Here is a 23730-nt window from a genome sequence, read left to right as displayed (position 1 = left end):
CCGTCCGCCCTTCAGAATGCCCGTCTCAGAGATCGGATGAATGCTTGCCGCCCTGCGACCCTAGGCGTCGTTCCGAGCCCCTTCAAGCCCTTTCCCACCGCTCGGATAGGGCTTGCCGCTTAACCGGTCCGCCACGCCCGCCTCGCCTTGCCTGCGACCAGGTGCTGATGCCCACCCCTTTGCCCTTTCAGCTGCCCGGTTAAGGTCGCGGTATGAGTGCATGGACCGAGCTGGGTGATCGATGCTGGGTCCGCCGGTATCGCGAGTGGGACCTCAACGTCGGCCTGGTGGTCGGCAGCGAGAGCGCCGTGGTGATCGACACCAGGGCCAGCGCGGCCCAGGCTGCTGAGCTGCTCGCGGAGATCCGCGAACTCACCGACGTACCGGTTCGCTGGGTCGTCAACACGCACGCGCACTTCGACCACACCTTCGGGAACGGGGTGTTCACCGAGGCCGGCGCGACGAGCTTCGCGCAGGAGAACGCTGCCGCGGCGTTGGCCGATCGTGGGCCCGCCTTGCAGTCGCGGTACGCCCACGATCCCGCGGATCCGGACTTCCCCGACATCGCGCCCGCAGTACTGACCGAGGTCGCGAACACCAAACTGGTTGCCGTCGACAACACCTTCGCGGTCGCCAAGGTGATCGACCTCGGCGACCGTCGGGTCGAACTGCTGCACCTCGGCAACGGGCACACCGACGGCGATGTGGTGGCCGTCGTACCGGATGTCGACGTGTTCTTCGCCGGCGACCTGATCGAGGAGTCGGCTCCCCCGTCGTACGGGGACGACTCGTACCCGCTCGAGTGGGCCGACACCGTCGACCGGCTGATCGGGCTGCTCTCGGCGACCGCCAAGGTCGTTCCGGGTCATGGCGCCGTGGTGGACGCCGAGTTCGTCCGCGACCAGGCCGGCGACCTCGGGACTGTCGCCAACACGATCTCCGGGCTGCACCACGCCGGCACTTCGCTGGAGGACGCGCTGGCTCACACCGACGACTGGCCGTGGCCTGCTGCGCACGTCGAACACGCCGTACGCCGTGGGTACGCGACGCTGGGGATCCCGCGTCGCCCGACGCTCCCCATCCTCGGCCAGGCCTGAGGATGCCTTAAGACGCAGGGATGAACTACCCGTTCGCGTAGCGGCTGGTGAGGTGCTCTGCGGGGTTATCCGTTGACACGAAGACAGCCCATCCCGCACGTTGTTGCGAAGCGCTTGCCGCACCGACGGGATGAGGTGGGACCGATGGCCAGCACAGAGCAGACCTGTCACCCGGACGGACGTGTCGAACTGACCGATCCGGCAGCGATCGCGGCCAGCCCGTACGGGAACGCCGAACTGGCACCGACCCGGCTGCCCGAGCGCCGCTGGACGACGTACAACTATGCGGCGCTGTGGATGGGGATGGCGCACAACATCCCGAGCTACCTGCTCGCGGGCCGGGCTGGTCGCGCTGGGGATGAATTGGCTGCAGGCGTTCCTCACGATCACCCTCGGGAACCTGATCGTGCTGGTCCCGCTGCTGCTGAACAGTCACGCGGGAACGAAGTACGGGATCCCGTTCCCGGTCTTCGCGCGCGCTTTCTACGGCGTACGCGGGGCGAACTTCCCGGCGCTGCTGCGCGCGTTCATCGCGTGCGGCTGGTTCGGCATCCAGACCTGGATCGGCGGGCAGGCGATCTACGTCATCGTCGGCGAACTGGCCGGTGACGGGTGGACGAAAGCTTCTGTCGTCGGCGGGCATCCGTGGACGATGTGGCTGAGCTTCGCGTTCTTCTGGGCGCTGCAGATGGTGCTGATCTGGCGCGGCATCGAGGGCCTGCGCCGCTTTGAGAACTGGGCCGCCCCGCTGGTGACGGTAGCGTTCCTCGCGCTGATGATCGCGATCCTGGTCAAGGCCGGCGGCTTCGGCCCGATCCTGTCGCAACCGTCGAAACTCGGCTGGGACGCCGACTTCTGGAAGATCTTCGCGCCGTCGCTGATGGGGATGATCGCGTTCTGGGCGACGCTGTCGCTGAACATGCCGGACTTCACCCGGTTCGGCAAAGGCCAGCGCCAGCAGGTGATCGGCCAGATCATCGGTCTGCCGACCACGATGTCGTTCATCGCGCTGGTCTCGATCATCACCACGTCTGGCACGGTAATCGTCTACGGCTCCGCCATCTGGGACCCGGTCGAACTCACCCGCCGTTTCGAGAACCCGGTCGTGGTGACGATCGGCCTGGTGATGGCGATCCTGGCGACCATGTCCTGCAACGTGGCCGCGAACGTCGTCAGCCCGTCGTACGACTTCGCCAACGCCGTACCGAAGCTTTTGAACTTCCGTACGGCGGGCCTGACCACCGGCGTGATCGGCATCCTGATCCAGCCCTGGCGGCTGATCTCCGACCCGTCGATCTACATCTTCGTGTGGCTCTCCTTCTACGGCGGCCTGCTCGCTTCCGTCGCCGGCGTCCTGATCGCCGGCTACTGGTTCGTCGACCGCACCAACCTCTTCCTGGCCGACCTCTACCTCCCCAACGGCCGCTACTGGTACGCCGCCGGCTGGAACTGGCGAGCCGTCGTAGCAACCCTCGTCGGCTCTGTCCTCGCAGTAGGCGGCGCCTACTCCAACCCAGGCGCCGGCCCCTTCCCCGCCGACGGCCTGATCCCCTTCCTCAAGCCCCTCTACGACTATTCGTGGATTGTGGGCCTCGTCGCCGGCTTCGTCACCTTCCTGGGCCTAACCATCACCTCCCCCCACCGCACCCCCGCCGCCGCCGCCGCGGCCACCACCCTCTAGATCCGTACTACGCCCCTTCGCGCCACCAAGGACAAGCAGCTCGGCCTGATCCATGGAGAGCCTGTTTCCCTTGCTGGGTTGGGTTTTGAGGTTGTCCACAGCCCTTCTCTGGTGTCACTCACTGTCGCCAGAAGGGTCTATAGTCGCTAGCATGTTCGATAGTCCTGCGGAGATGGTGGACGCGTTGACCTCGGTGGTCGGCGCGGACGCTGCTGTGCTGGACGCGGACGAGTTGCTGGGTCAGTTGTCCATGATCTCGCAGTTGGAGTCGGTGCTGGCTGCCCGGAAGGCCGAGCGGATGGTCGGGCTGCATCACGTGTTGGCGGGGACGTCGGCTGATCTGGGTCATGAGTCGCCGCGGCCCGGGGATCGGGCGGCGGGTCCGGCGGAGCGGCGTTGGTCGGGTGATGTGTTGCGGTCGGTGTCGGACGAGATCGGGCTGGTGCTGGGCGCTCACCGCCGGACGGCGGCGCGGTGGCTGAACCGGGCGGCTGTTCTGGTCGAGCGGTTCCCCACCACCCTCGCGCTGCTGCGCGCCGGCGGGTTGCCGGCGGCCGCAGCGCAGCACATCGCCCACGAACTGGCAGTCATTGCCGACGGCGATCTCCGCGCCGGCGTCGAGAAGGTCGTGCTCGCGTGGGGTCAACGCTATGGCTGGGCGCGGATCAAGCAGATCGCACACCGCGAAGCGGCCAAAGTGCTCGCGGAGTACGAGTCGCTGCTGCATGCGCAGCGGCAGCTGGAACGCACCACCTACACGGTGTCCCACGATGGCGGGATGGCCGATCTGGTGGTGTCGACCTCGGCGATCGACATCACCGCCATCATGGCGGCCCTGACCGCGCGTTGTATCGAGCTGCAACGCCAAGGCGATCCCCGCACCCTGGACCAGCTCCGCACCGACCTGGCCGTTGCCCGCCTCCTCGGCCATGACCAAGCCACCGCGGCCCCCGGCGCCGCTGCGGGTGAGGCACCGAACCACCCCGGCCCCTCCACAGCCCACCCCGACCACACCAACAGCGCCCACCCGGGTTCTGAGCCCGCGTCCGGGGACGCCGCGAATGATCGAGGTGCGACCGCCGGCCGAGTTGCTGACGCGGAGACCGCACCGAGTACAGCCTCGGCTGCGGCGCCAGGTGCGCCAGGTGCGGCAGGTGCGGCAGGTACGGCGCCGGGTGCGCCGGGTGTTGCGGCGGGTGTGGCGCCGGGTGCGCCGGGTGTGGCTGGTGCGGTTGGGGTGTTGCCGGAATCGGGGTTGAACCCGGCGGTCGGGGTCCAGGTGGTGATCCACTGCACCTACGCCGAGGCCGAAGCACTCGCCACCGGCGCGGTCTGCACCGGCGGCGAACTCGAAGGCTACGGAACCCTGCCCCAAGACGCCCTCGCGATGGCCTTCACCCGCGCCAAGTTCAGATACAGGTTGACCGACCGGTCCCCGAAGTCCGATCCCGCCCGGTACACACCGAGTCCGGGACTGGACCAGCACGTCCGCGACCGGGACCGGCGCTGCCGGTTCCCCGGCTGCAACGCACGCGTCAAATACTGCGACCTCGACCACCGCGTCCCGTTCCCGAAAGGCCTGACCGACGCCGACAACCTCGAGGCCTTCTGCCGCCAACACCATCGCCTCAAGCACCACGGCAACTGGCAGATCTTCACCACCGACACCGGATCACTGATCTGGATCAGCCCCACCGACCGCGCCTACATCGACCCACCAGCCATACCCCACGCCGCCTGACCCACAACCGTCGACCGGCAGGAATCACCGGGCGGCGGGTCGGTCGAGCCTGTGCGGTAACACCCCCTGGTACCCCGCGGCCGTGTATCTCCCAAGACCGAAGCGAGCCGGTCTAGGGTCTACCCAACCGGTCAGCGCTAGGGGGTACGAGTGTGAGTGGGACTCCTGCGCAGTACGCCCTGCTTGGCGCGAAGACTCACCTACGGCCCGTTAATGCGACGCCTCACCTATCGCCCGACTTCGGCCACGCCTCGTGAACGCGGCCCCTCTGTTGCTGGACCTCCATGTCTCGCCGTGGCGGCTGGCCGACCTTGCCCTCCTCGAGGCGTGAGCTTGGCCATCGGGGAGCAGGAACTCAGGCAGTTTCTGATCGAACGGCTGGCCCGGCATTGTGACCTGGCCCTCGACGAGATCAATCCGGATCGGCTGCTGGCGGAGTACGGGCTGGCGTCGCGGGATGCGATCGCGGTCACCGGGGAGCTGGAGGAACTGCTCGATCGGCCGCTGCAGCCAACGAGTCTCTGGCGATATCCGACGATCAAACCAGATGGTCCATGGCCTGCTGACCGAGGCGCAGCAGATCGCCGTCGTAGGCCTCGCTCGCCGCCAGCCCGGCACGAACACGACCGACGTCGCCGAGACAGGCGTTGCCGCCGCCGGGGCAGCCACGGTCGAGGTTGATGCGACCAGGGTTGATGCGGAGTTTTTTGGGGCCGAGGGGATGGATCCGCGGGAGCGGTTGGTGTTGGAGGTTGGGTGGGAGGCGTTGGAGCGGGCGGGGATCGCGCCGTGGGGGCTTGATCGCAGCCGGGTGGTGGAGTTCGCGGATTCGTCGCCGCTCGCCGCGGCCGGTCTGGCGGTCTGGCGGTCGAGAGTCTTCGCGCGGGTGAGTCGGATCTCGCCCTGGCGGCAGTCGAACGGTCCGATGCGGGCTGCGCGGTCGTCGTACTCAAGCGCTTCCCCGACGCCGAACGCGACGGCGATCGGGTGCTTGCCCTGATCAACGACACCGCGACACCCGGCGAGATCGAGTCCGCCGACACCGCGACCGAATTCGACAGCCTGATCAAGACGGTGCTGGACACCGGCAGAAAGCTCACGACGCTTTCAGATGGCACCAACCAGTTCGTCGTACAGCGGGTCCGCCAGCCGCTGGCCGAATCACCACTGCACGGCGTTGGACGTTTCCTCCTCTCCGACAGCTCGCTCGATCGCATCCGCCCGTACGCCGCTGCGCTTGCGAATCAGCTCCGTTGCGGTGGTGACGGCCTGGCCGATGTCGCCTACGCCCTGGCGAGACTGGTCGGCCGTGGTCCAGTCCGAACGGCCGTGGTCGCCCGGGATCGCGCCGAGCTGGTGGCGGGCCTGATCGCGCTCGCCGAGGACCGCCCACATCCGGCAGTGGTCTTCGGCCAGGTCATCGATCCACCGCCCGCACCGGTCTGGGTCTTCTCCGGCCACCAACCGAACTGGACCAGCCTCCGCACCCTCGCCGAAAGCGAACCAGAGTTCGCCGCAATCATCGACGAACTAGCCCCCCTCCTCCACTGGGCAACGGCCTCTCCCTAAGAAACGCGGTCCTCACCGGCATCCCACCGAATACTCCGTACAAGAACGTGGCGGCGGGGTTTGGGGTGCAGGTTGCGTTGGGGTTGCTTTGGCGGCGGCGTGGGGTGGTGCCGGGTGGGGTTGTTGGGCATTCGGTCGGTGAGGTAGCGGCCGCGGTGCTCGCGGGGGTGGTGTCTGTCACGGACGGGGCGCGGGTGATTGCCGCGGTTGCGGATGGCGGTCAGCTCGCGACTCTCGAAGTTCACGGCTATCCGCTTGAACGCCGAGCCGGCCGCGTGGTCGAGCTGCCGCTCGCGTCCTGGCGTCGCTGGTGACCATCGTCGAGCTGGTCAGACGCTGGGCCGCGGAGAAGCCCGACGCGCCTGCCTACACCTTCGTCGACTATCAGGCCGACCGGAATGGGACGAGGGAGACGCTGACCTGGTCTGAGGTTGATCGTCGAGCCCGCGCTGCTGTTGCCGCGATTCGCCGGTACGCCGAACCGGGCGATCGCGTCGCCATCCTTGCGCCACAAGGGCTGGACTACCTCGTCGCTCTGCTCGGCTCCTGCTATGCCCGTACGATCGCGGTTCCGCTGTTCTCCCCCGAGCTGCCCGGCCATCAATCGCGGCTCAGGAGCCGCTCGCCAACAGCGCACCCGCCTGCGCGCTGACCACCCGCGCCCTCCGCGCCGCGACCGAACAAGTCGCCGTCTGCCCAGTGATCGACTCATCCGACTGGAACCTCCAGCGCATCGGCAAACCAGACACGCGGCAGCCCGATAGCACCGATGACCCGGCTGACCGGGATCTCGGACGTGTCGGGCCGGATGATGTTGCCTATCTGCAGTACACGTCGGGGGCTACTGGGGAGCCGGCTGGGGTGCTGGTTACTCATGGCAATCTTGTTGCCAATATTCGGCAGCTCATCGAGGCTTTTCGGTTTGAGCCCGGGCGGTCGATGACGGTCAGTTGGTTGCCGTTGTGGCATGACATGGGACTGATACTGGCGTTCGGCGTACCGATCCTGCACGGCGATCAGTCGGTGTTCATTGCTCCGATGGCATTCCTGATGCACCCCGCGCGCTGGTGGAAGCTCGGTCAGAGCTCCTTGGACGTGTACACGGCGGGGCCGAATTTTGCCTACGACTACTGCGTCAAGCGGATCAGCGACAAGGATTCGCTCGATCTGTCTCGTGTGAAGGTCTTTCTCAATGGCGCCGAGCCGGTCCGTGCGGCCACCATCGAGAACTTCAACCGCACGTTCAACTTGGCCCCGGCCACCCCACACGCCGGCGTACGGGCTTGCGGAGGCGGTTGTCTTCGTGACCAGCGCTCGGGTGGACGCGCCGCCGACCGCGCGCTCGTTCGACCGGGAGGCTTTGAGCAAGGGAGTACTACGCGCTTCGGTCGAGCGCGAGGTCGAGTTGGTGTCTCTTGGGTTGCCGGCTGGGCACCGCTGGTGATTGTTGATCCGGATTGCATGCCTTGCGAGCAGGTGTCGTCGGCGAGGTTTGGCTCAGCGGGCCCAACGTTGCCGCCGGGTATTGGGCCGACCCGGAACGCACCGCGGAAGTGTTCGGTGCGACCCTTGCCGATGGCACCGGGCCCTGGCTGCGGACCGGCGATCTCGGCGCCCTGTACGACGGCGAGCTGTATCTGACCGGTCGCCTCAAGGACCTGATCATCGTGGACGGCCAGAACCACCACCCGCAAGACATCGAGGCGATCGTCGCCGCGGCCCATTCCCGGCTCAGGCCAGGCCGCGTCCGGCAGCATCCAGCGGACCTCCAGCGGCAAACTCGCCCGGCAGGCAACGCGCGATTGGTTCCTGCTCAACGACTAGGGTGCAGGAGTGGCTGATCGGTATGGGAACGACGTGCTGTCGGGTGACTGGCGGAAGCCCAAGAACGGGCGGACCGTTGAGATAGCGGTCGAAAAAGGGATGGTGGTCGAGGAACCGTCGTCCGGGTTCGTCGGCGCTGTCGTCCGGTGGGAACACGGAGTCGTGGATCTCGAGGATCGGCACGGGCGGATCAAGACCTATCCCATGGGTCCGGGGTTCTGGGTCGACGGGAAGCCCGTCAGCCTGCAGCCGCCGAAGCGGCCGGGGCCGGCCAAGAAGACGAAGACCGCCTCCGGGTCGGTCGCCGTGAGCAACGTCCGGGCCAAGGTCGCGCGCGCCAGCCGGATCTACGTCGAGGGTCGCCACGACGCCGAGCTCGTCGAGCGGGTGTGGGGCGACGACCTCCGGATCGAAGGCGTCGTCATCGAGTACATGGAAGGCATCGACGACCTACCGGCGATCGTGAACCGATTCCAGCCAGGTCCCGGCCGGCGGCTCGGCGTACTGGTCGATCACCTGGTCGAGGGGTCCAAGGAGTCCAAGCTCGCGGCCCAGGTGAACAACCGGAACGTGCTGGTCGTCGGGCACCCGTTCATCGACATCTGGGAAGCGGTGAAGCCGTCGTCGCTGGGCATCGCGGCGTGGCCGAAGATCCCGCGCGGCACGGACTGGAAGCACGGCGTACTGGAGACCTTCGGCTGGCCCGCGACCGATCAAGCCGACGTGGCGGCGGCCTGGAAGCACATCCTGTCGAAGGTGAAGAGCTTCGCCGACCTGGAGCCGGAGCTCCTCGGCCGGGTCGAAGAGCTCATCGACTTCGTAACCCAGGACTGAAAACAGGCCTCAAGACCGATCACGCGGCTCAGGACTGATCGGCGGCAGCCGGTTCTCGATCCACAACTGGATCCGCTTCCGCTGCCGCCGGACATACCAAGTTCCGGCCATCACCGCGGCACCGACGGCCAGCACCAGCCCAGCCAGCAACGCAAAGATGATCCGGACCGCCGCCACGTCGACCACACCCGCAGCCACCAGCAGCAACACCACCGCGGCCAGCAACGCCACCGGCAACCACCGCTGGAAGATCAACGGCTGCCGAGCCGGTGTCAGATCCGCGCTCTTCACCAGTCGATGCCAAGCGGTCTGCCGCGCCGGCTCGGTGAACCACCGCGCGCACTGCAACAACCACGACCCCGGCTGCTGCTTGCGCCCGGCGACCGCCTTCACCCAGTTGCCGAAGACAGGACTGAGCCCACCCGACACAGCAACCATCCGGTCGGCAAGCCCCTTGGTGGTGGCGATGCCTTCGCGAGTGGTGTTGAGCTCGTTCCGCATCGTCGTGAGCGCGCCCATCCCGGCGTCGGCCGGGAAGTCATTGGCCAGCCGCTGGATCCGCTCCAACACCTTGCCGATCTTCCAGTCCTCGGCTTCGAGCACCTGACGCTGGGTCTCGCGGATCCAGTCCGGGTCGGCGCCGAGCATCGCGCCGAGGTGCGCGACGCAGTGCAGCCGGCCCATCAGCCAATCCCAGCGCCGCCAGTCCGCCGCGCCGAAAGCGCCGAAGTGCCCGACCTGGGTGCCGTACAGAATCCGGTCCTTCAGATCGTTCGCGATCGAGCCCTCGGGGAGTTCGTCCAGCAGCGTCAGTGGGATATCCGGTCCGAGTCGCAGGAACTGGAACGGCGCGCTGCGCTGCTGCGGCGTACGAGCGGACGTACACCGCGACACGACCTCGACCTCGAGCGCCGTCTCCACGACGTCGATCCCGACGACCTTGATCAGCGCGGCAAACTCGTCGCCGAGCGCCCGCTGAACCTGCAGCAGCTCGAAGATGTCGGTCAGCCCGACCGCGACCGCCTCGGCTCCACCGGCAGGTTGCAGATCCAGGTCCGCCTTCGCCAGCTCGTCCGACAACTCGTCACGCACCGCCAGAACCCGCTGCAGGCTGTCGCTGGTCGCCTTCAACCGCCGATCGAGGTCCGCCCGCTCCTCCCTGGCCGCGCTGTCGATCTGAGTCCGCAGCGACCGCAGAACCAGCCGTACTACGCGCTCCGCGGCGCCCGTTCCCCAATCCCAGCAGGGGTTTCCGGCCTCGATGCGCAGCGGCAGCATCGACCCGTCCGGCCCGGGCACCCACGGATGCTTGGTGGCGAGGATGTCGTCGATCTGCGCCTCGGACAACGCGGTCGCCGCGTCCAGCACGGTCGACTGGTCGTGGGTCGCGATGGTCACCGCCTCCCAGACGCCACCGGCGGCCCGGCCCCGCGAGTACGCCGGGAGGAGCATCTGCGCCGCCGCCCGCAACCGGTCCCGCTCAGGCGGTTGCTGGATGCAACGATCGAAGAGCCGCTGGGAGTCGGACCAGGATGCGTCCGCCTCCAGCAGCAGCCGCTCCAACTGCTCGACATCCGACCTGAAGTCCACCTCGCGCGGGTACTGGACGGCGGACAACGCGGCCACCCGCCAATTCGGCTGGTTCGCATCCACGAGTCGCGTCTCGGCAGAACCGATCCCGGCCGACGGTACGACGTACAGGACGTACCGGGTCGCGCGTCCGGTCACCGGCCGCCGCGCGACCACATCGAGGACGGGCGCGAACGGCGCGTTGTCGAGCACGCCGCCGTCGACCAGCCAGGCGCCGGACTCCTGATGTGGTCCGGGCTGCATCCGGGGCGGCGCGTCGCCCATCTTCGGCGTCTCCAGCACCGGCCCGAAGGCCACCGGGAACGACGCCGACGCGCGAGCGGCCCGGGCCAGCAGGTTCGTGTTCTTCAGCCCGTTGTTCTCCTTGACCGAGAACGACCGGTTCTTCCCGTCGTACTTCGCGGCGCGCTCGCTGGTGAAGCAGTACAGGTACCGATGGTCCGGTACGACGAAGCGCTGGCCGGCCGCGTCCTTCGCCTCGAACTGCTGGATGCCGAGCCCCGAGGCGGTCACGAACAATGTCACCGGCTCGGCGGCCGACGCCTTGCCCGCATCGGCGACGCCTTCGAGGAGGCTGTTCAGCTCCTTCAGGAAGAAGTCGCCGTCCAGCACCGACGACGACGGCTTGCCCGCGGCCGGGACCAGCTTGCCGACCTCGAGCGAGCCGAGCCCGACCCAGCGCTGCCGCAACCACGGTCCGTTGTCGCCATCTGGATCAAGTGTGGACCCGTGCGAGATCGCGGTCGCGAGGAGTGACCCGTTGAGCCCACCCGCGCTGGTGCCCGCGATCACGTCGACGACGAGCCGGCGCTGCTCCCCATCGCGATGGCACAGCTCCTTCCAGCGCGCTGCCAGGACTTCGTCGTACGGCTGCGCAGCGGGCCTCGAGCCACCACCGGAAGCACGCCGGATCAGGTCGAGTTCGTGCGTGACACCGCCCATCCAGACGGCCAGACTGACCCCGCCGTTCAATACCAGCGCGATCCGGATCTCATGGTCCGACATTGATTCGGTTTCCCCCCCGTCGCGGTCCTCGCATCCAGAGATATCACGTGGGTGACCCGCTGAGACACCCATCGCAGCGGAGAGTGAACAAAGAGGTACCCGAACTGTTGCCGAGGGCAGCGGCCGGAGTCATTCTGAAGCCGGGGGTGGTCGTCATGAGCCCATGGCGAAGAGCGCTGGCCACCGGACTGCTGGCGGTACTGGCCGGCTGCGGCGGCCCCACCGCCGGCCCCGGAACACCGGACGATTCGGCGCCGACCGGTACCTTCGCCGAGCCGTCGATCGAGCCGACCGATCCCGAGTCGTCCCAGCAGGTGCAGCCGAAACCGTCGATCGAGCTGGCCTCCGCGCCGATCGGCGGCAACGTCGTGGAGAACGGGATCTACCGCTGTGCCGAGGTCAACTGGCTCGGCCGGAGCCCGATCCCGGCCGGCACCACCATCGTCACCGGCTCCCCGCACGTCGAGCCCGGCGGTGTCTTCGAGATCGACCAGCGAGGCTGCCCTGCCGACGCCCGGCCGTGTCCCGAAGTCCAGTGGGTCACCGGCGACTTCCAGCCCTGTTTCGTCGGCGCCCGCCAGGTCGCGGCCGGTACCGACGACATCGCCCTGATCATGCCGATCCGCGCGACCTGCAACACCGGAGCCGACTGCAAGAGCCTGGCCGGTGACCAGCCCGGCAGCCAGATCGCGTTCAGCCCCGGGGACCTCCCCACGACGTCCCCGACCGGCTGACGAGATGGCTGCCGAGCGGTCGCCGGCCGAGCGCTGGGTGAGTTTCGCCGCCGGCATCGTCGCGCCGGTGACCCTGATCAGCGGGCTATTGTTCTACTTCGGCTACGTGTCCGCGAGATCGCAGTACGAGTACTTCGGGATCGACGTCGACACGATCGGCCTGAGCACCCAGGACTACGTGATGCGCAGTCCGCAGCCGCTGCTGGTTCCGCTGCTCATCTTCACCCTGCTGGCGGTCGCAGGACTGTTCCTGCACAACGTGATCCGGGCCCGGCTTGGCGCAGATCCCCTACGCCGCGCGCGGATCGTGGCGAGCGCAGTACTGGTCCTCGGCATCCTCGGCCTGCTCGCGTATCCGTTGATCGGCGGCATCCCGTACTACGCGCTGCTGGTGCCGGTGGTGATCGGCCTGGCCGCGGCGGCTCTCGGGTACCTGTCCTACCTGGCGAGCAAGGCCCAGCCAGAGGTGGGGAAGCAAGCCGTCCTGATCGGCCTGCTGGCGGTGGTCACCATCACCTGTGCGTTCTGGGCGACCGCGACGACAGCGCAGTACTCCGGGCGCGGGCTGGCCAAGTCCAATGCGAAGGACCTCGGCCAGTTCCCGGTCGTCATCCTGGACACCAAGGAACGCCTGCAACTGCGGTCCCCCGGGCTCGAGGAGACCGTGCTCCGGCCGGGCGCCGGTCAGACCTTCAACTACCGGTACCGCGGGCTCCGGCTGCTCGTGGTCGGCGAGAACCGGCTGTTCCTCGTACCGCAGAAATGGAACGCCGCGAACACCACGCTGGTACTACCGCTGGACAGCTCGATCCGGGTGCAGTTCCAGTTCCAGAACGACCCGCCGTAGCTGTCAGGCGGAGCCGCGGATGATCAGCTCGGTGCTGAAGATCTCCGGGCCGGTCAGGTCCGCGCCGTTGATCTTCGCCAGCAGGATCTCCGCGAGCCGGGTGCCGAGCTGGACCACCGGCTGCCGCACGGTCGTCAGCTTCGGCGTCGTCGTGGTAGCCACCACCGAGTCGTCGAAACCGACCACGGCCACGTCCTGCGGCACCCGCCGGCCGAGTTGCGAGATCACCCGCAGGGCGGCTGTCGCCATCAGGTCGTTCGCCACGAACAAGCCGTCGAGGTCGGGATGCTCGTCGAAGAGTTTCAGCGCGGCCTGTTCACCACCGTCGGCCGTGAAGTCGCCGTACGCAACGGCTTCGGGCAGACCTTCCTCGGCCATCACCAGCTGGTACCCGGTGAGGCGGTCGATTCCCGCCGTCATGTCGACCGGGCCGGCGACTGTGCCGAGCTTGCGACGTCCCTTGGACAGCAGGTACTCCACTGCCGTCCGGGCACCGGCCACGTTGTCCACGTCGACGCTCGCGACCGGGACCTCCACCCCGAGCGGGCGGGCGCTGAACACGATCGGCAGCGGCAACTGGGCCAGCTCCTGCAGCACGTTGTCGCGGCCGTGGTGGCTGACGATGATCGCGCCGTCCACGTGACCGCCGCGCAGGTACCGCAGCAGTCGCTGGTCGTCCCCCGCGGACGGCTCGATCAGCAGCACCAGCTGCGACGAGGTCGGCGCCAGGGCCGCACTCACGCCCCGCAGGATGCCGGCGAAGAACGGGTCCGAGAACACCCGGCTGTCCGGCTCCGGCACCACCAGCGCGACCGAGTCCGTACGACGGGTCACCAGCGCCCGGGCGGCCCGGTTCGGTACGTATCCGAGCTCGACGATCGCGCGCTCGACCGCGGCCACCGTGTCCGGCAGCACCTTCGGCGATCCGTTCACCACCCGCGAGACCGTCGCCCGCGAAACCCCGGCGAGCGCGGCCACCTGTTCCAGGGTCGGGGACATCGACTCGTGGGCTTGCTTCGGCAACGGACCTCCCCGGACGGTGCTGGACCTTCACACCGTAGTACCTCGGGTTGTCGTCAGTGGTCTTTACGGGGATGTTTCGAGCGATTTCGGCAAAGCTCACTCAGCCGGTTTTACGGACGTTCGCGGCCTTGTCGCTGTCTCGGAGTGCCTGTTTCCACGCGGCCGCCGGGGACTGCTTGCCTTCCTCGACGCGTTGCAGCGCCTCGGAGAAGACCTGGTTGATCTCGCCGTCGCGCGGTCCCTTGTGCTGTTTGAGGATCACGTTCTGGGCCCGGTTGATGAAGATCTTGCCGACCGGCGCGTTGTTGAAGTACGGGTTGACCTGCGACTTCACCTGCGGCGAGTCGTACGCGTCGGTGGTCGACGGGAACGAGCCGACCTTCTTGAAGACCTTGATCTGCTGCTCCGGCGCGGTCAGCCAGGCGGCCAGCTTGGCGGCCTCCTCGGGGTTCGCCGACTGGGTCGGCACGGTCAGGTAGGACCCGCCCCAGTTGCCACCACCGCCGGGGAACACGTCGGCGACGTCCCACTTGCCCTTGCCGAAGCTGCCCGCGTTGTCCTGGATCACGCCGAGCAGCCAGCCCGGGCAGGCGATGGTGGCGAACGCGTCGGTCCGGAAACCCTTGGTCCAGGCATCGGTCCAGGCCGGCAGCCGCGCCGACAAGCCCTCCTCGGTGCCGGCTATGACCTGGTTCCAGGTCCGCCTCAGCCTCTCGTTCTCCGCGCCCAGGTACCGGTCCTGGTTGGAGTAGTAGGCCTGGATCAGCTGGTTGCGCATCGCGTCCCAGGTCACCGTCGCAGAGTCGTACCAGGCCGAGTTCGGCACCTCACGCTTGAACTTCCGCCCGTACGAGAAGTACGAGGCCCAGTCCGGGAAGAGCTTGGCCACCTCGGCCCGGTCGGTCGGCAGGCCGGCCTTGGCGAACAGGTCCTTGCGGTAGCACATCGCCATCGGCCCGATGTCCGTGCCGTAACCGATGATCCGGCCGTCGCCGGTGGTCGCCCCGGCCACCTTCCAGTCCAGCCACCGCGACTTCAGGTCGTCGGCGCCGTATTGGCGCAGATCCACGAACTTGTCGGCCTTCGCCAGGTACTTGTAGATCCAGCTGACCTCCATCGCCTCGATGTCGGCCATCCCCGAACCTGCCGCGAGGTTGTCGTCGAGGTTCTTGATGTGCACGTCGACGGTGGCGCCCCGGCGTTCGGTGATCTTGACGTTCGGGTGCGCCGCCTCGTACTCGCGGTACAGGTCGCTGTAGCCGAACTCGTTGAAAGTGGCGATGGTCAGTTCGATCTTCCGACCGTCGTCGCCTGATCCGGAGGAGGCGGAGGACTGGTCGTTTCCACCGCACGCCGAGGCCAGCAAAGTGAGGCTGCAGGCAAGGACGACAACTGCGGTGCGATAGCCGGCACTGGGCCGCATTTGAATGCTCCCTGTTATGGACGGGTTGAGAGCGCTCTCGATTTGGAAAGTGAGCTGAGTTTCGAGCGTTTCAACTGAGTGTGTCAAGCACCACATCGTTACTCTGAGACACCGACCTGATTAGGTCAGTACATAGCAGCCCGAATTGTCACTGTGTGAACCACGCCGGTGACGGACCGCGTAGATTCCTGGCAAATGGCTGGGTTGTCGCAAGCAACTATCTGGTTACGGCAGCAGGTCGCGGACGACCGCGTCGGCCAGTAGCCGACCACGCAGAGTGAGAACGAGCTGCCCCTCGGCCTCGACCAGCAGCCCGTCGCCGACGGCTTCCGCGACGGCCGCGCGACCACCGTCATCGAGTACTTCGAGGGGCAGGCCGGCCCGCAGCCGGATCTCGAGCAGGACCCGCTCCACCCGGCGGGTCTCGTCGTCGAGAACCTCCCGCGCGTACGCCGGACTTGCGCCCGAGGCGATCCGATCGGCGTACGCGGTCGGGTGCTTCACGTTCCACCAGCGCACCCCGCCGACGTGGCTGTGCGCGCCCGGGCCGATCCCCCACCACGTGTCGCCGCGCCAATAGAGCTCGTTGTGGCGGCAGCGGGCTTCCGTAGTACGGGCCCAGTTCGATACCTCGTACCAACCGAGGCCCGCGCTGGTCAGGAGGTCGTCGGCGAGCAGGTACTTATCGGCGAGGTCGTCGTCGTCCGGCATCGGCAACTCGCCACGGCGTACCCGGCGGGCCAACTGCGTGCCGTCTTCCACGATCAACGCGTAGGCACTCACGTGGTCGGGATCGGCTGACAATGCGGACTCCAGCGAAGTCCGCCAATCCTCTAGCGATTCCCCTGGCGTGCCGTAGATCAGGTCCAGATTCACGTGCTCGAATCCTGCGGCGGTGGCTTCTTTCACTGCCTGCAAAGCGCGTCCGGGAGTGTGCTTTCGATCCAGGATTTGCAGCACGTGGGGGCTCGCGCTCTGCATTCCGAACGAGACGCGGGTGAATCCAGCCGCTCTCAGATCCTCCAAATACTGAGGATCCACGGACTCCGGGTTCGCCTCGGTGGTCACTTCCGCGTCCGGCGCGAGCCCGAATTCATCCCGTACGGCGGCCAGCATCGACCCGAGATCAGCGGCCGGCAACAGCGTCGGCGTACCACCACCGAAGAACACCGTCTCAACCGGCCGGTCCAGGTCGCCGAGCACCCGCCTTGCGAGACGGACCTCTTCGACCGCGGTCCGCGCGTACGACGCCTGGGACCCGCCGCCGCCGAGTTCCTTGGCGGTGTAGGTGTTGAAGTCGCAATACCCGCAGCGGGCCGCGCAGAACGGGACATGGAGGTAGAACCCGAACGGCCGTCCGGCGGCCTCACGGACCGCCTGCTCGGGCAGCGACCCGTCCGCGGGCCCAGCCTCCCCCTCGGGCAATGTCGATGGCACCCACCCATCGTACGGAAACCACCTGAGCCTCTCGAACGGACCTTTCGAGACGCGATCGCGGTGTTTCTGTGGTAGCGCTCTGTCAGTGGACCACTACATTCAGCTCATGGACACCGAGGCCCAGCCGGTCGGAAACGCCACCAAGAACGCCGTCGTGGTCGCGATCATGCTCGGCATGTTGCTCGCTGCCCTCGATCAGACGATCGTCGCGACCGCGTTGCCGACCATCGTCAGCGACCTCGGGGGCGCGAACCACCTGTCCTGGGTGGTGACGGCCTACCTGCTCGCCGAGACGATCATGACCGCGCTGATCGGCAAGTTCGGCGACCTGTACGGGCGCAAGCGGATGTTCCTGATCAGCGTGGTGCTGTTCCTGGCCGGGTCCGCGTTGTGCGGGATGGCCGACTCGATGCTCTGGCTGGTCGGCTCCCGCGCCGTCCAGGGGCTCGGCGCGGGCGGCCTGATGGTTACCGCGACGGCAGTCATCGCTGACGTCGTACCGCTCGCCCAGCGCGGCAAGTACCAGGGTTTCATCGGTTCGGTCTTCGGTGTCTCGACGGTCGCCGGCCCGCTGCTCGGCGGTCTGTTCGTGGACCAGCTGAGCTGGCGCTGGGCGTTCTACGTCAACCTGCCGCTCGGCGTCCTGGTGCTGGTCATCGCCGCGATCACGCTGCCCTCGGTGAAGGCCGCGGTGAAACCGGCGATCGACTATCTCGGCATCCTGCTGATCGGGCTGGGTGCGACCGGGCTGACGCTGGTCACGACGTGGGGCGGTAACGAGTACGACTGGACCTCACCGACCATCATCGCGATGGCGGTCGGCTCGATCATGGCGCTGATCCTGTTCGTCCTGGTGGAACTCCGAGCGGCCGAACCGCTACTGCCGATGCGGCTGTTCAAGTCCGGAGTGTTCTCGGTCTGCGCGCTGCTGAGCTTCATCATCGGCTTCGCGATGCTCGGCGGAGTGACCTTCCTCCCGACGTACCTGCAGTATGTGCACGGCGCCTCCGCGACCGAGTCCGGGCTGCAGATGCTGCCGCTGGTGGTCGGGCTGCTGGTGGCCTCGATCGGCGTCGGTCAACTCATCAGCAAGACCGGCCACTATCGGTGGTTCCCGGTCGCCGGAACGATCCTGATCGGCGGCGGCCTCTACCTGCTTTCCTTGCTGGACAACCACACCAGCTACCTCCACACGGCCGGCGACATGGTCGTTCTGGGGCTCGGCATCGGCCTCTGTATGCCGGTGCCGACGGTGGTCGTCCAGAGCACTGTGGACTACAAGGACCTCGGTGTCGCCACCTCCGGCGTCAGCTTCCTGCGGACCATGGGTAGCTCCTTCGGCGTCGCGGTCTTCGGCTCCATCTACGCCACCCAGCTCCCGGAGAAGCTCGCCGGAGCCGTTGCCCCCGGCATCGATCCGCGACTCGCGCTGTCCGTCGACGGCGTACGCTCCCTGCCTGCGGCCGCCCGCGAACCGATCACAGCCGCGTACGCCGACGCGCTGCACGTGGTCTTCCTGGCCGCCGTACCGGTCGCCGCTGTCGGATTCCTCGTTGCCCTGCTGCTGAAGGAGGTTCCGCTCCGCGACACCGCCCGGGTGTCGGCCGGCGGCAACTCCGGCGTCGGCGAAAGCTTCGCGGCCCCGGCGTCCTTCGACTCCGAGCACGAACTGCAGAAGCTGGTCGCGCTGGTGGTCCAGAAGCACAAGGGCGGGCACCCCGGCCCCGAAGTACTGGCCGCGTCCGGCCTTCCGCTCTCGCTGGCCCAGACCTGGATGATCATGCGAGTCTTCCGCGGCGGCGCCGACAGCGGCTCGGCCACCCTGCAGGAGATCACCGGCGACCTGAAGGTCCCGCCGGGCGTCTTCGAACCCCTCGCCGGCCAACTGGTTGCCGACGGCTACCTCAGCGAAACCCTCGGCCACTACCGCTTCACCCCGACCGGCCTGGAAATGTTCCAGCGCTTCGTCGGCGCCTGGCGCGTCTGGCTCCTGGCCCGTCTGCAGGACTGGGAAATGGACAACGCCGAAGACTTCTCCGCAGCCGTCGACCGAATCGCCGAACAAATGATCAAAACCGGCCAAGACCTGACGACGGGCAAGCACGCGGAGCTGGCCGGGGTCTAGCCTGACAGTGCGGTAACGATCTGATCGCGAGGTCGACACAAGGACGATCGGGCCGACGAGCTTCTATTCGGTCTCCCGCGCCGAACTGGCACGCTCCCGCCTGAAGCTCAGCGCGACCAGGAATCCGAGGGCCATCCCAACGGCCGCCAGCAGGACGACGACAGCCTCGCCGTCCGCGGTAGCTCGGCGCAGGTCGCCGCCCACCCGGTCGTCGAGGCCGATCGCGGCAATCGCCGTGAACACCGCGAGGCCGATCGCGTTGCCCAGGTTCAACATGGTCGAGGCGATCCCGTTGGCGACGCCCTGCTCGGTGGCCGCCGTACCGGAGGAGGCGGCGATCCACATCCCGGTCCAGACGATGCCCTGTCCGATACTGGAGACGATCAGACCGGGCAGCAGCAAGGCATAGCCCGCGTCGACGTCGAACCCGAGCGCGAGTACCGCAGTACCGATCACCCCGATGCCGAAGCCGATCAGCAAGGTGGTGCGGGTGCCGATCCGGGTGGCGAGGCGTTCGCCCAGCTGGGTCCCGGCGGCGATGGCCACCGACGGAACCAGGAACGCCAGGCCGGTCTTCAGCGCGCTGTAACCGTGCACGGTCTGCAGCAAGACGGTCAGGAAGTAGGGCAGCACGCCGAACGTGCCCATGAAGACGAAGGTGATGATGCTGCCGGCCGTCAGGCTGCGATTGCGGAACAGTCGGAACGGCACCAGCGGATCCGCACTGCGCGACTCGATCAGTACGAAGCCGGCCAGCAGTACGACCGCGGCGATCAGCGCGGCGACGATCACCGGATCACGCCAGCCGAGCTCGGGGCCTTCGACCAGGCCGAATACCAGCAGGGTCGCTCCGCCCGTGACGGTGAAGGCGCCGGGAAGGTCGAACTTGCGGCGGACGGGGTGGGCCTGATCACGCGGGATGACGAAAAGGGCGGCGATCGCGACAGCGCCCGCCAGCGGGACATTCACGAAGAAGACCGCCGGCCAACCGAAGTGCTGGGTGAGCAGACCGCCCAGCAGCGCGCCAAGGGTCAGGCCACTGGCCCCCGAACCACCCCAGACCGCTAGCGCGCGATTACGCCGTGGACCTTCCTCGAACAGCGTGTTGAGCAGCGCCAGAGTCGACGGCAACAGCAGCGCGCCGCCCAGACCCTGCACGACCCGGGCGACGATGATCATCGCTGAGCTGTCAGCCAGTCCGCCGGCCAGCGACGAGACCGCGTAGATGGTCAGGGCGAGCACGAACATCCGGCGCCGGCCGAGCAGATCGGCCGCGCGACCGCCGAATAGCAAGAAGCCGCCTGCCACCACGACGTACGCGCTCACCACCAATTGCTGGGTCTGGCCGGGGAAGCTGAGTTCCCGTCCGATCTCGGGCAGCGCGACGAACACGATGTTGAGATCCAGCGCGAAGATCAGCTGCCCGAGGGCGAGCAGGGCCAGCACCCAGCCCAGTCGCCTGGACGGTGCCGTGGTCACTTCTCGTCGTACGGGCGTAACGGTCATCTCGCTGCGTCTCCTCGAGGCGATGGTTCGAATGTACGGCTACTTTCGTACAATCGAACCATCAATGCAAGTCAGGACGCGAAAGGATCAACTGTTGGACTGTTTTGGTACGGTCGAACCATGAGTTACCGACACCCGGACCGGGAGCAGCTCCGGATCGACGAGGTACTGACCGCGCTCGGCAACCCGGTGCGCCTGGAGGCCGTCCGGATCCTGAACGGCGGCGGCGATCACAACTGCTCGATGCTGCAGACCGAGGTGGGCATCGCGTCGAAATCCACGATGACGCATCACTGGCGGGTGCTACGCGAGAGCGGCATCATCTGGCAGCGCCCCTCCGGCCGCGAGACGGCACTGACCCTTCGCCGCGAGGATCTCGACGCCCGCTACCCCGGCCTGCTCGACAGCATCCTGACCGGCCGCGCAATCGACGCCGCCGGCGAGCCCGGCGCCTAGGGCCCCGACCAGGCAGATTGGCCGGGCAGGTGACCAGCCCTCAGAAGCCGATGTCGCAAGGCCGGTACGTCGGGGCGCGCCTGGCCTTGCTGTGCTGCTCATAAGCATAGGCAAGCCGCAGTAGCACCGGCTCGGACCACGCCGTCCCCATGAAAGTGATGCCGACCGGCAGCCCGAAGGCGAATCCGGCAGGCACGCTGATCGCCGGATAGCCGGCCAGCGCGGCCGGAGTGGAACTGCCACCGAGGTAGCTGTCGCCGTTGACGAGGTCGATCTTGCCCGGGGGCGCACCGGTCGGCATCACGAGCGCGTCGAGAGTGTGCCTGCGCAGTACGGCGTCGATGCCTTCGGTACGAGACAGTCGATGGTTGGTGGCCAAGGCGGCACGGTATTCCGCCTCGGTGAAGTTCAGTGCCTGCACGGCCTCGAGTCCGTCCTGCCGCACGTAGCGCAGCTCGCGGTCATCGTGCCTGCGGTTGAACTCGATCAGCTCGGACAGACTGCGCGGATGATCGCCGGGAGTTTGGGACAGGTAGGCATTGAACGCCTGCTTGATCTCGTAGGCCTGCACCACCACGGAGGTCTCGGTGTCCTCCAGTTGTTGTGCGGTCGGGATGTCGGCCGGGTCGAGCACTGTGGCACCGGCCTTCCGGATCACCTCGATCGCCTGCTCGGCGATCTCGTCGGCATGACTGCTGTAGCCGAAGTACACCTCCCGCGGTATGCCGATCCGCGCACCTCGCAATCCGTTCGCGTCCAGGAATCGCGTGTAGTCGGGACGGAAGTGCCCGCGGCTCGCTGAGGTGGCCGGATCGCGCTTGTCCACCCTGACCAACGCTCCGAGCAGGATCGCCGCGTCGGGACAGCCCCTTGCGGCTACCGTCGCGGTAGCGCCCACGCTACTTATCCAGCGAGGACTGGTTCGTGCAGCTCAGGGGGTTACCGGCTCTCTCTTGTCACCGGTCATTCGGCTTCGTACATCTTGTCCAGGAGGTCGCCGTAGGTTACTTCTACGTGTTTGCGCTTGAGCTTCAGGCTGGGCGTCATTTCGCCGGACTCGACCGTCAGGTCTCGTTCCAGGATGGTGAACTTCTTGACCGTTTCCCAGCGGTTCAGGCCGGTGTTGAGTTCGTTCACGTAGCCCTGGACCATCGTCCGCGCGGCCTCTGAGGTGACGATCTCGGCGTACGGCTTGCCGCCGAGGCCGTTCTGGTCGGCCCAGCCCTCGATGGCTTCCGGGTCGAGCGTGACCAGCGCGGAGACGAAGTTGCGCTGGTTGCCGTGGACCAGGAACTGGCTGGCGTACGGGCAGATCATCTTGAAGCGGCCTTCGATCACCTGCGGGGCGACATACTTGCCGCCGGAGGTTTTGAAGAGGTCCTTCTTCCGGTCGGTGATGAAGAGGAACTCGTCCTCGAAGTGCCCGATGTCGCCGGTGTGGAACCAGCCCTCGGCGTCGATCACCTCGGCGGTCTGGTCGGGCAGGTTGTGGTAGCCGCTCATCACCAGGGGACCCCTGATCAGGATCTCGCCGTCCTCGGCGATCTTGAACTCGGCCGCCGGGAAGATCGGGCCGACACTGCCCAGCCGGTACTGATCGGGCCGGTTCAACGATGCTCCGGCGGCAGTCTCGGACAGCCCGTAGCCCTCCAGGATCAGCAGCCCGGCCGCGTGGAACCACTCGGCGAGCTTCTTGTCCAAGGCCGCGGAGCCGGAGACGAAGAACCGGATCTTCCCACCGAAGCGGTCCCGGATCTTCGACAGCACGAGCTTGTCGGCCACCGCGTACTGCGCCGCGAGTACGCCGCTCGGCTCCTTGCCCTGCTGCCGAAGCGAAGACACGGAAGCACCGATCCCGAACGCCCAGTGGAAAAGCTTCGCCTTGACGCCGCCGTCGGCCTCCATCATCGTCACGATCCGGCCGTGCGCCTTCTCGAAGACCCGCGGCGCGGCAGCCATGAAGGTCGGCTGTACGGCGGCGGCGTTGGCGACGATCTTGTCGACCCGGCCGTCGATCGCGGTCGCGAAGCCGATCTGGAACTGAACGGCGAGCAGCACCTGACCGAACACGTGTGACAACGGCAACCAAAGTAGTTGCAGATCGTCCGGGCTCAGCACCCGGATCCCTTCCACCGCAGCACCTTCGTACGTCCAGACCGAGTGCGGCAGCCGCACACCCTTCGGCCGGCCGGTCGTACCGGAGGTGTAGACGAGCGTGCAGAGGTGTTCCGGCCGGATCTGCGCGATCCGCGCGTCGACCATCTCCGGGTGCTCGTCCAATGCCTTGGCGCCGAGTTCGTCCAGCGCGGAGAGGCTGATCACCCAGTCGCCGTCGCGCTCGTCAGGCGAACCGTCGATCAGCACCACCTTGTGCAGCGAAGGCAGCTCCGACTTGTGCTCGCGCAGCTTGTCGACCTGGCCGGCGTCTTCGGCGAACACGACCTGGACCTCGGCGTCGGCCACGATGTACGCGACGTCGACGGCCATCGTGGTCGGGTAGATCGTGGTGGTCGCCGCACCCGCGAGGATGGCGGCGAGGTAGGACTGAACCCACTCGAGCCGGGTGCTGGCGGCCACGGCCACCCGCTGCTCGGGCTCGACCCCCAGCGCGATCAGGCCGGCGGCGCGGCGGCGGGACAGCTCGTCGGTCTCCTGCCAGCTGACTGACACCCACTCCTCGCCGACCGGGTAGCGGAACGCCTCCCGGTTCGGCTGCGCGGCGACGCGGTCGAGGAACATCTGGGCGAGGTGCTCCTTGCGGGAGCTGAGCAACGCGAGCTGAGGACCGTCGGCAACGGGCATCATGGCTGGCCTCCATCGGGGGTCAAGTGAACCGAA

Annotated in this window: 21 protein-coding genes and 2 pseudogenes; 16 read left to right on the top strand and 7 right to left on the bottom strand. The window is 67.3% G+C overall.

The window, feature by feature from the left end; translation table 11 throughout:
• The first annotated feature begins 212 nt into the window (after positions 1-212).
• From F1D05_RS32185 to F1D05_RS32135, 12 genes and pseudogenes are all read left to right on the top strand, one after another.
• Complete coding sequence (locus F1D05_RS32185; protein WP_185444117.1) at positions 213-1097, top strand: MBL fold metallo-hydrolase; 885 nt, start codon at positions 213-215, stop codon at positions 1095-1097.
• 358 nt (positions 1098-1455) lie between these two features.
• Positions 1456-2778 (top strand): NCS1 family nucleobase:cation symporter-1, encoded by a 1323-nt coding sequence (locus F1D05_RS32180; RefSeq protein WP_246486142.1) that lies wholly within the window; start codon positions 1456-1458, stop codon positions 2776-2778.
• Between the two features lie 151 nt (positions 2779-2929).
• Entirely contained in the window at positions 2930-4519 is a 1590-nt protein-coding gene (locus tag F1D05_RS32175; RefSeq protein ID WP_185444116.1) for an HNH endonuclease signature motif containing protein, read from the top strand.
• 213 nt (positions 4520-4732) lie between these two features.
• Positions 4733-5050, top strand: a pseudogene (locus F1D05_RS43275) (acyl carrier protein); the annotation flags it as partial.
• Between the two features lie 16 nt (positions 5051-5066).
• Complete coding sequence (locus F1D05_RS42350; protein WP_281388821.1) at positions 5067-5519, top strand: beta-ketoacyl synthase N-terminal-like domain-containing protein; 453 nt, start codon at positions 5067-5069, stop codon at positions 5517-5519.
• Positions 5507-6088, top strand: a complete 582-nt coding sequence (locus F1D05_RS32165) for a hypothetical protein (RefSeq protein ID WP_185444114.1) — start codon at positions 5507-5509, stop codon at positions 6086-6088. Before F1D05_RS42350 ends, F1D05_RS32165 begins: the two co-directional genes overlap by 13 nt.
• Before the next feature lie 65 nt (positions 6089-6153).
• A complete protein-coding gene (locus F1D05_RS32160; RefSeq protein ID WP_185444113.1) occupies positions 6154-6402 on the top strand; it encodes an acyltransferase domain-containing protein in 249 nt (82 codons plus the stop codon).
• Positions 6399-6740, top strand: a complete 342-nt coding sequence (locus F1D05_RS32155; RefSeq protein ID WP_185444112.1) for an AMP-binding protein — start codon at positions 6399-6401, stop codon at positions 6738-6740. The genes F1D05_RS32160 and F1D05_RS32155 overlap by 4 nt, the downstream gene beginning before the upstream one ends.
• Positions 6635-7276 (top strand): annotated as a pseudogene (locus tag F1D05_RS43270) (AMP-binding protein); the annotation flags it as partial. The gene F1D05_RS32155 and the pseudogene F1D05_RS43270, both read left to right, overlap by 106 nt.
• A 115-nt stretch (positions 7277-7391) precedes the next feature.
• Positions 7392-7532, top strand: coding sequence for a hypothetical protein (locus F1D05_RS32145; protein WP_185444111.1), 141 nt, complete (start codon positions 7392-7394; stop codon positions 7530-7532).
• 22 nt (positions 7533-7554) lie between these two features.
• Positions 7555-7929 (top strand): AMP-binding protein, encoded by a 375-nt coding sequence (locus F1D05_RS42345; RefSeq protein ID WP_185444110.1) that lies wholly within the window; start codon positions 7555-7557, stop codon positions 7927-7929.
• Positions 7922-8746 (top strand): DUF3097 domain-containing protein, encoded by an 825-nt coding sequence (locus F1D05_RS32135; RefSeq protein WP_185444109.1) that lies wholly within the window; start codon positions 7922-7924, stop codon positions 8744-8746. The genes F1D05_RS42345 and F1D05_RS32135 overlap by 8 nt, the downstream gene beginning before the upstream one ends.
• Before the next feature lie 9 nt (positions 8747-8755).
• Here F1D05_RS32135 and F1D05_RS32130 read toward each other — a convergent pair whose 3' ends face one another.
• Positions 8756-11341 carry a DUF3376 domain-containing protein gene (locus F1D05_RS32130; RefSeq protein WP_185444108.1) on the bottom strand — a complete coding sequence of 862 codons (2586 nt, stop codon included), beginning with the start codon at positions 11339-11341 and terminating at the stop codon, positions 8756-8758.
• Between the two features lie 155 nt (positions 11342-11496).
• Here F1D05_RS32130 and F1D05_RS32125 point away from each other — a divergent pair, with 155 nt between their 5' ends.
• Both F1D05_RS32125 and F1D05_RS32120 read left to right on the top strand, forming a co-directional pair.
• A complete protein-coding gene (locus F1D05_RS32125; RefSeq protein WP_185444107.1) occupies positions 11497-12075 on the top strand; it encodes a hypothetical protein in 579 nt (192 codons plus the stop codon).
• Positions 12076-12079: 4 nt separating this feature from the next.
• The gene (locus F1D05_RS32120) at positions 12080-12922 is read left to right on the top strand and encodes a hypothetical protein (protein ID WP_185444106.1); all 843 of its coding nucleotides are present in this window, start codon (positions 12080-12082) and stop codon (positions 12920-12922) included.
• 3 nt (positions 12923-12925) lie between these two features.
• On the opposite strand, the gene F1D05_RS32115 is transcribed toward F1D05_RS32120, so the two are convergent.
• The 3 genes from F1D05_RS32115 to hemW all read right to left on the bottom strand — a co-directional run bounded on the left by F1D05_RS32115 (position 12926) and on the right by hemW (position 16805).
• Positions 12926-13945, bottom strand: coding sequence for a LacI family DNA-binding transcriptional regulator (locus F1D05_RS32115; protein ID WP_246486140.1), 1020 nt, complete (start codon positions 13943-13945; stop codon positions 12926-12928).
• 100 nt (positions 13946-14045) lie between these two features.
• Positions 14046-15368: an extracellular solute-binding protein gene (locus F1D05_RS32110; RefSeq protein WP_185444105.1), complete on the bottom strand. Its 1323-nt coding sequence runs from the start codon at positions 15366-15368 to the stop codon at positions 14046-14048.
• A 225-nt stretch (positions 15369-15593) separates the two neighbouring features.
• Positions 15594-16805 carry a radical SAM family heme chaperone HemW gene (gene hemW, locus F1D05_RS32105; protein ID WP_185444104.1) on the bottom strand — a complete coding sequence of 404 codons (1212 nt, stop codon included), beginning with the start codon at positions 16803-16805 and terminating at the stop codon, positions 15594-15596.
• A gap of 106 nt (positions 16806-16911) precedes the next feature.
• On the opposite strand from hemW, the gene F1D05_RS32100 reads away from it, so the two are divergent.
• On the top strand, positions 16912-18930 hold the full coding sequence (locus F1D05_RS32100; protein ID WP_185444103.1) for an MDR family MFS transporter: 2019 nt from the start codon (positions 16912-16914) through the stop codon (positions 18928-18930).
• A gap of 63 nt (positions 18931-18993) precedes the next feature.
• On the opposite strand, the gene F1D05_RS32095 is transcribed toward F1D05_RS32100, so the two are convergent.
• Positions 18994-20436, bottom strand: coding sequence for an MFS transporter (locus F1D05_RS32095; RefSeq protein ID WP_185444102.1), 1443 nt, complete (start codon positions 20434-20436; stop codon positions 18994-18996).
• Between the two features lie 120 nt (positions 20437-20556).
• Here F1D05_RS32095 and F1D05_RS32090 point away from each other — a divergent pair, with 120 nt between their 5' ends.
• Positions 20557-20892, top strand: a complete 336-nt coding sequence (locus F1D05_RS32090) for an ArsR/SmtB family transcription factor (RefSeq protein ID WP_185444101.1) — start codon at positions 20557-20559, stop codon at positions 20890-20892.
• Between the two features lie 40 nt (positions 20893-20932).
• On the opposite strand, the gene F1D05_RS32085 is transcribed toward F1D05_RS32090, so the two are convergent.
• Both F1D05_RS32085 and F1D05_RS32080 read right to left on the bottom strand, forming a co-directional pair.
• On the bottom strand, positions 20933-21790 hold the full coding sequence (locus tag F1D05_RS32085; protein ID WP_206685917.1) for an amidase family protein: 858 nt from the start codon (positions 21788-21790) through the stop codon (positions 20933-20935).
• Between the two features lie 65 nt (positions 21791-21855).
• Positions 21856-23697: an AMP-dependent synthetase/ligase gene (locus F1D05_RS32080; protein ID WP_185444100.1), complete on the bottom strand. Its 1842-nt coding sequence runs from the start codon at positions 23695-23697 to the stop codon at positions 21856-21858.
• Positions 23698-23730 lie beyond the last annotated feature (33 nt).

This window comes from Kribbella qitaiheensis, from assembly GCF_014217565.1.
In the GTDB taxonomy this organism is placed as follows: domain Bacteria; phylum Actinomycetota; class Actinomycetes; order Propionibacteriales; family Kribbellaceae; genus Kribbella; species Kribbella qitaiheensis_A.
Note: the sequence above shows the minus strand (reverse complement) of the source record. Positions and strands in the feature narration are given on the sequence as shown.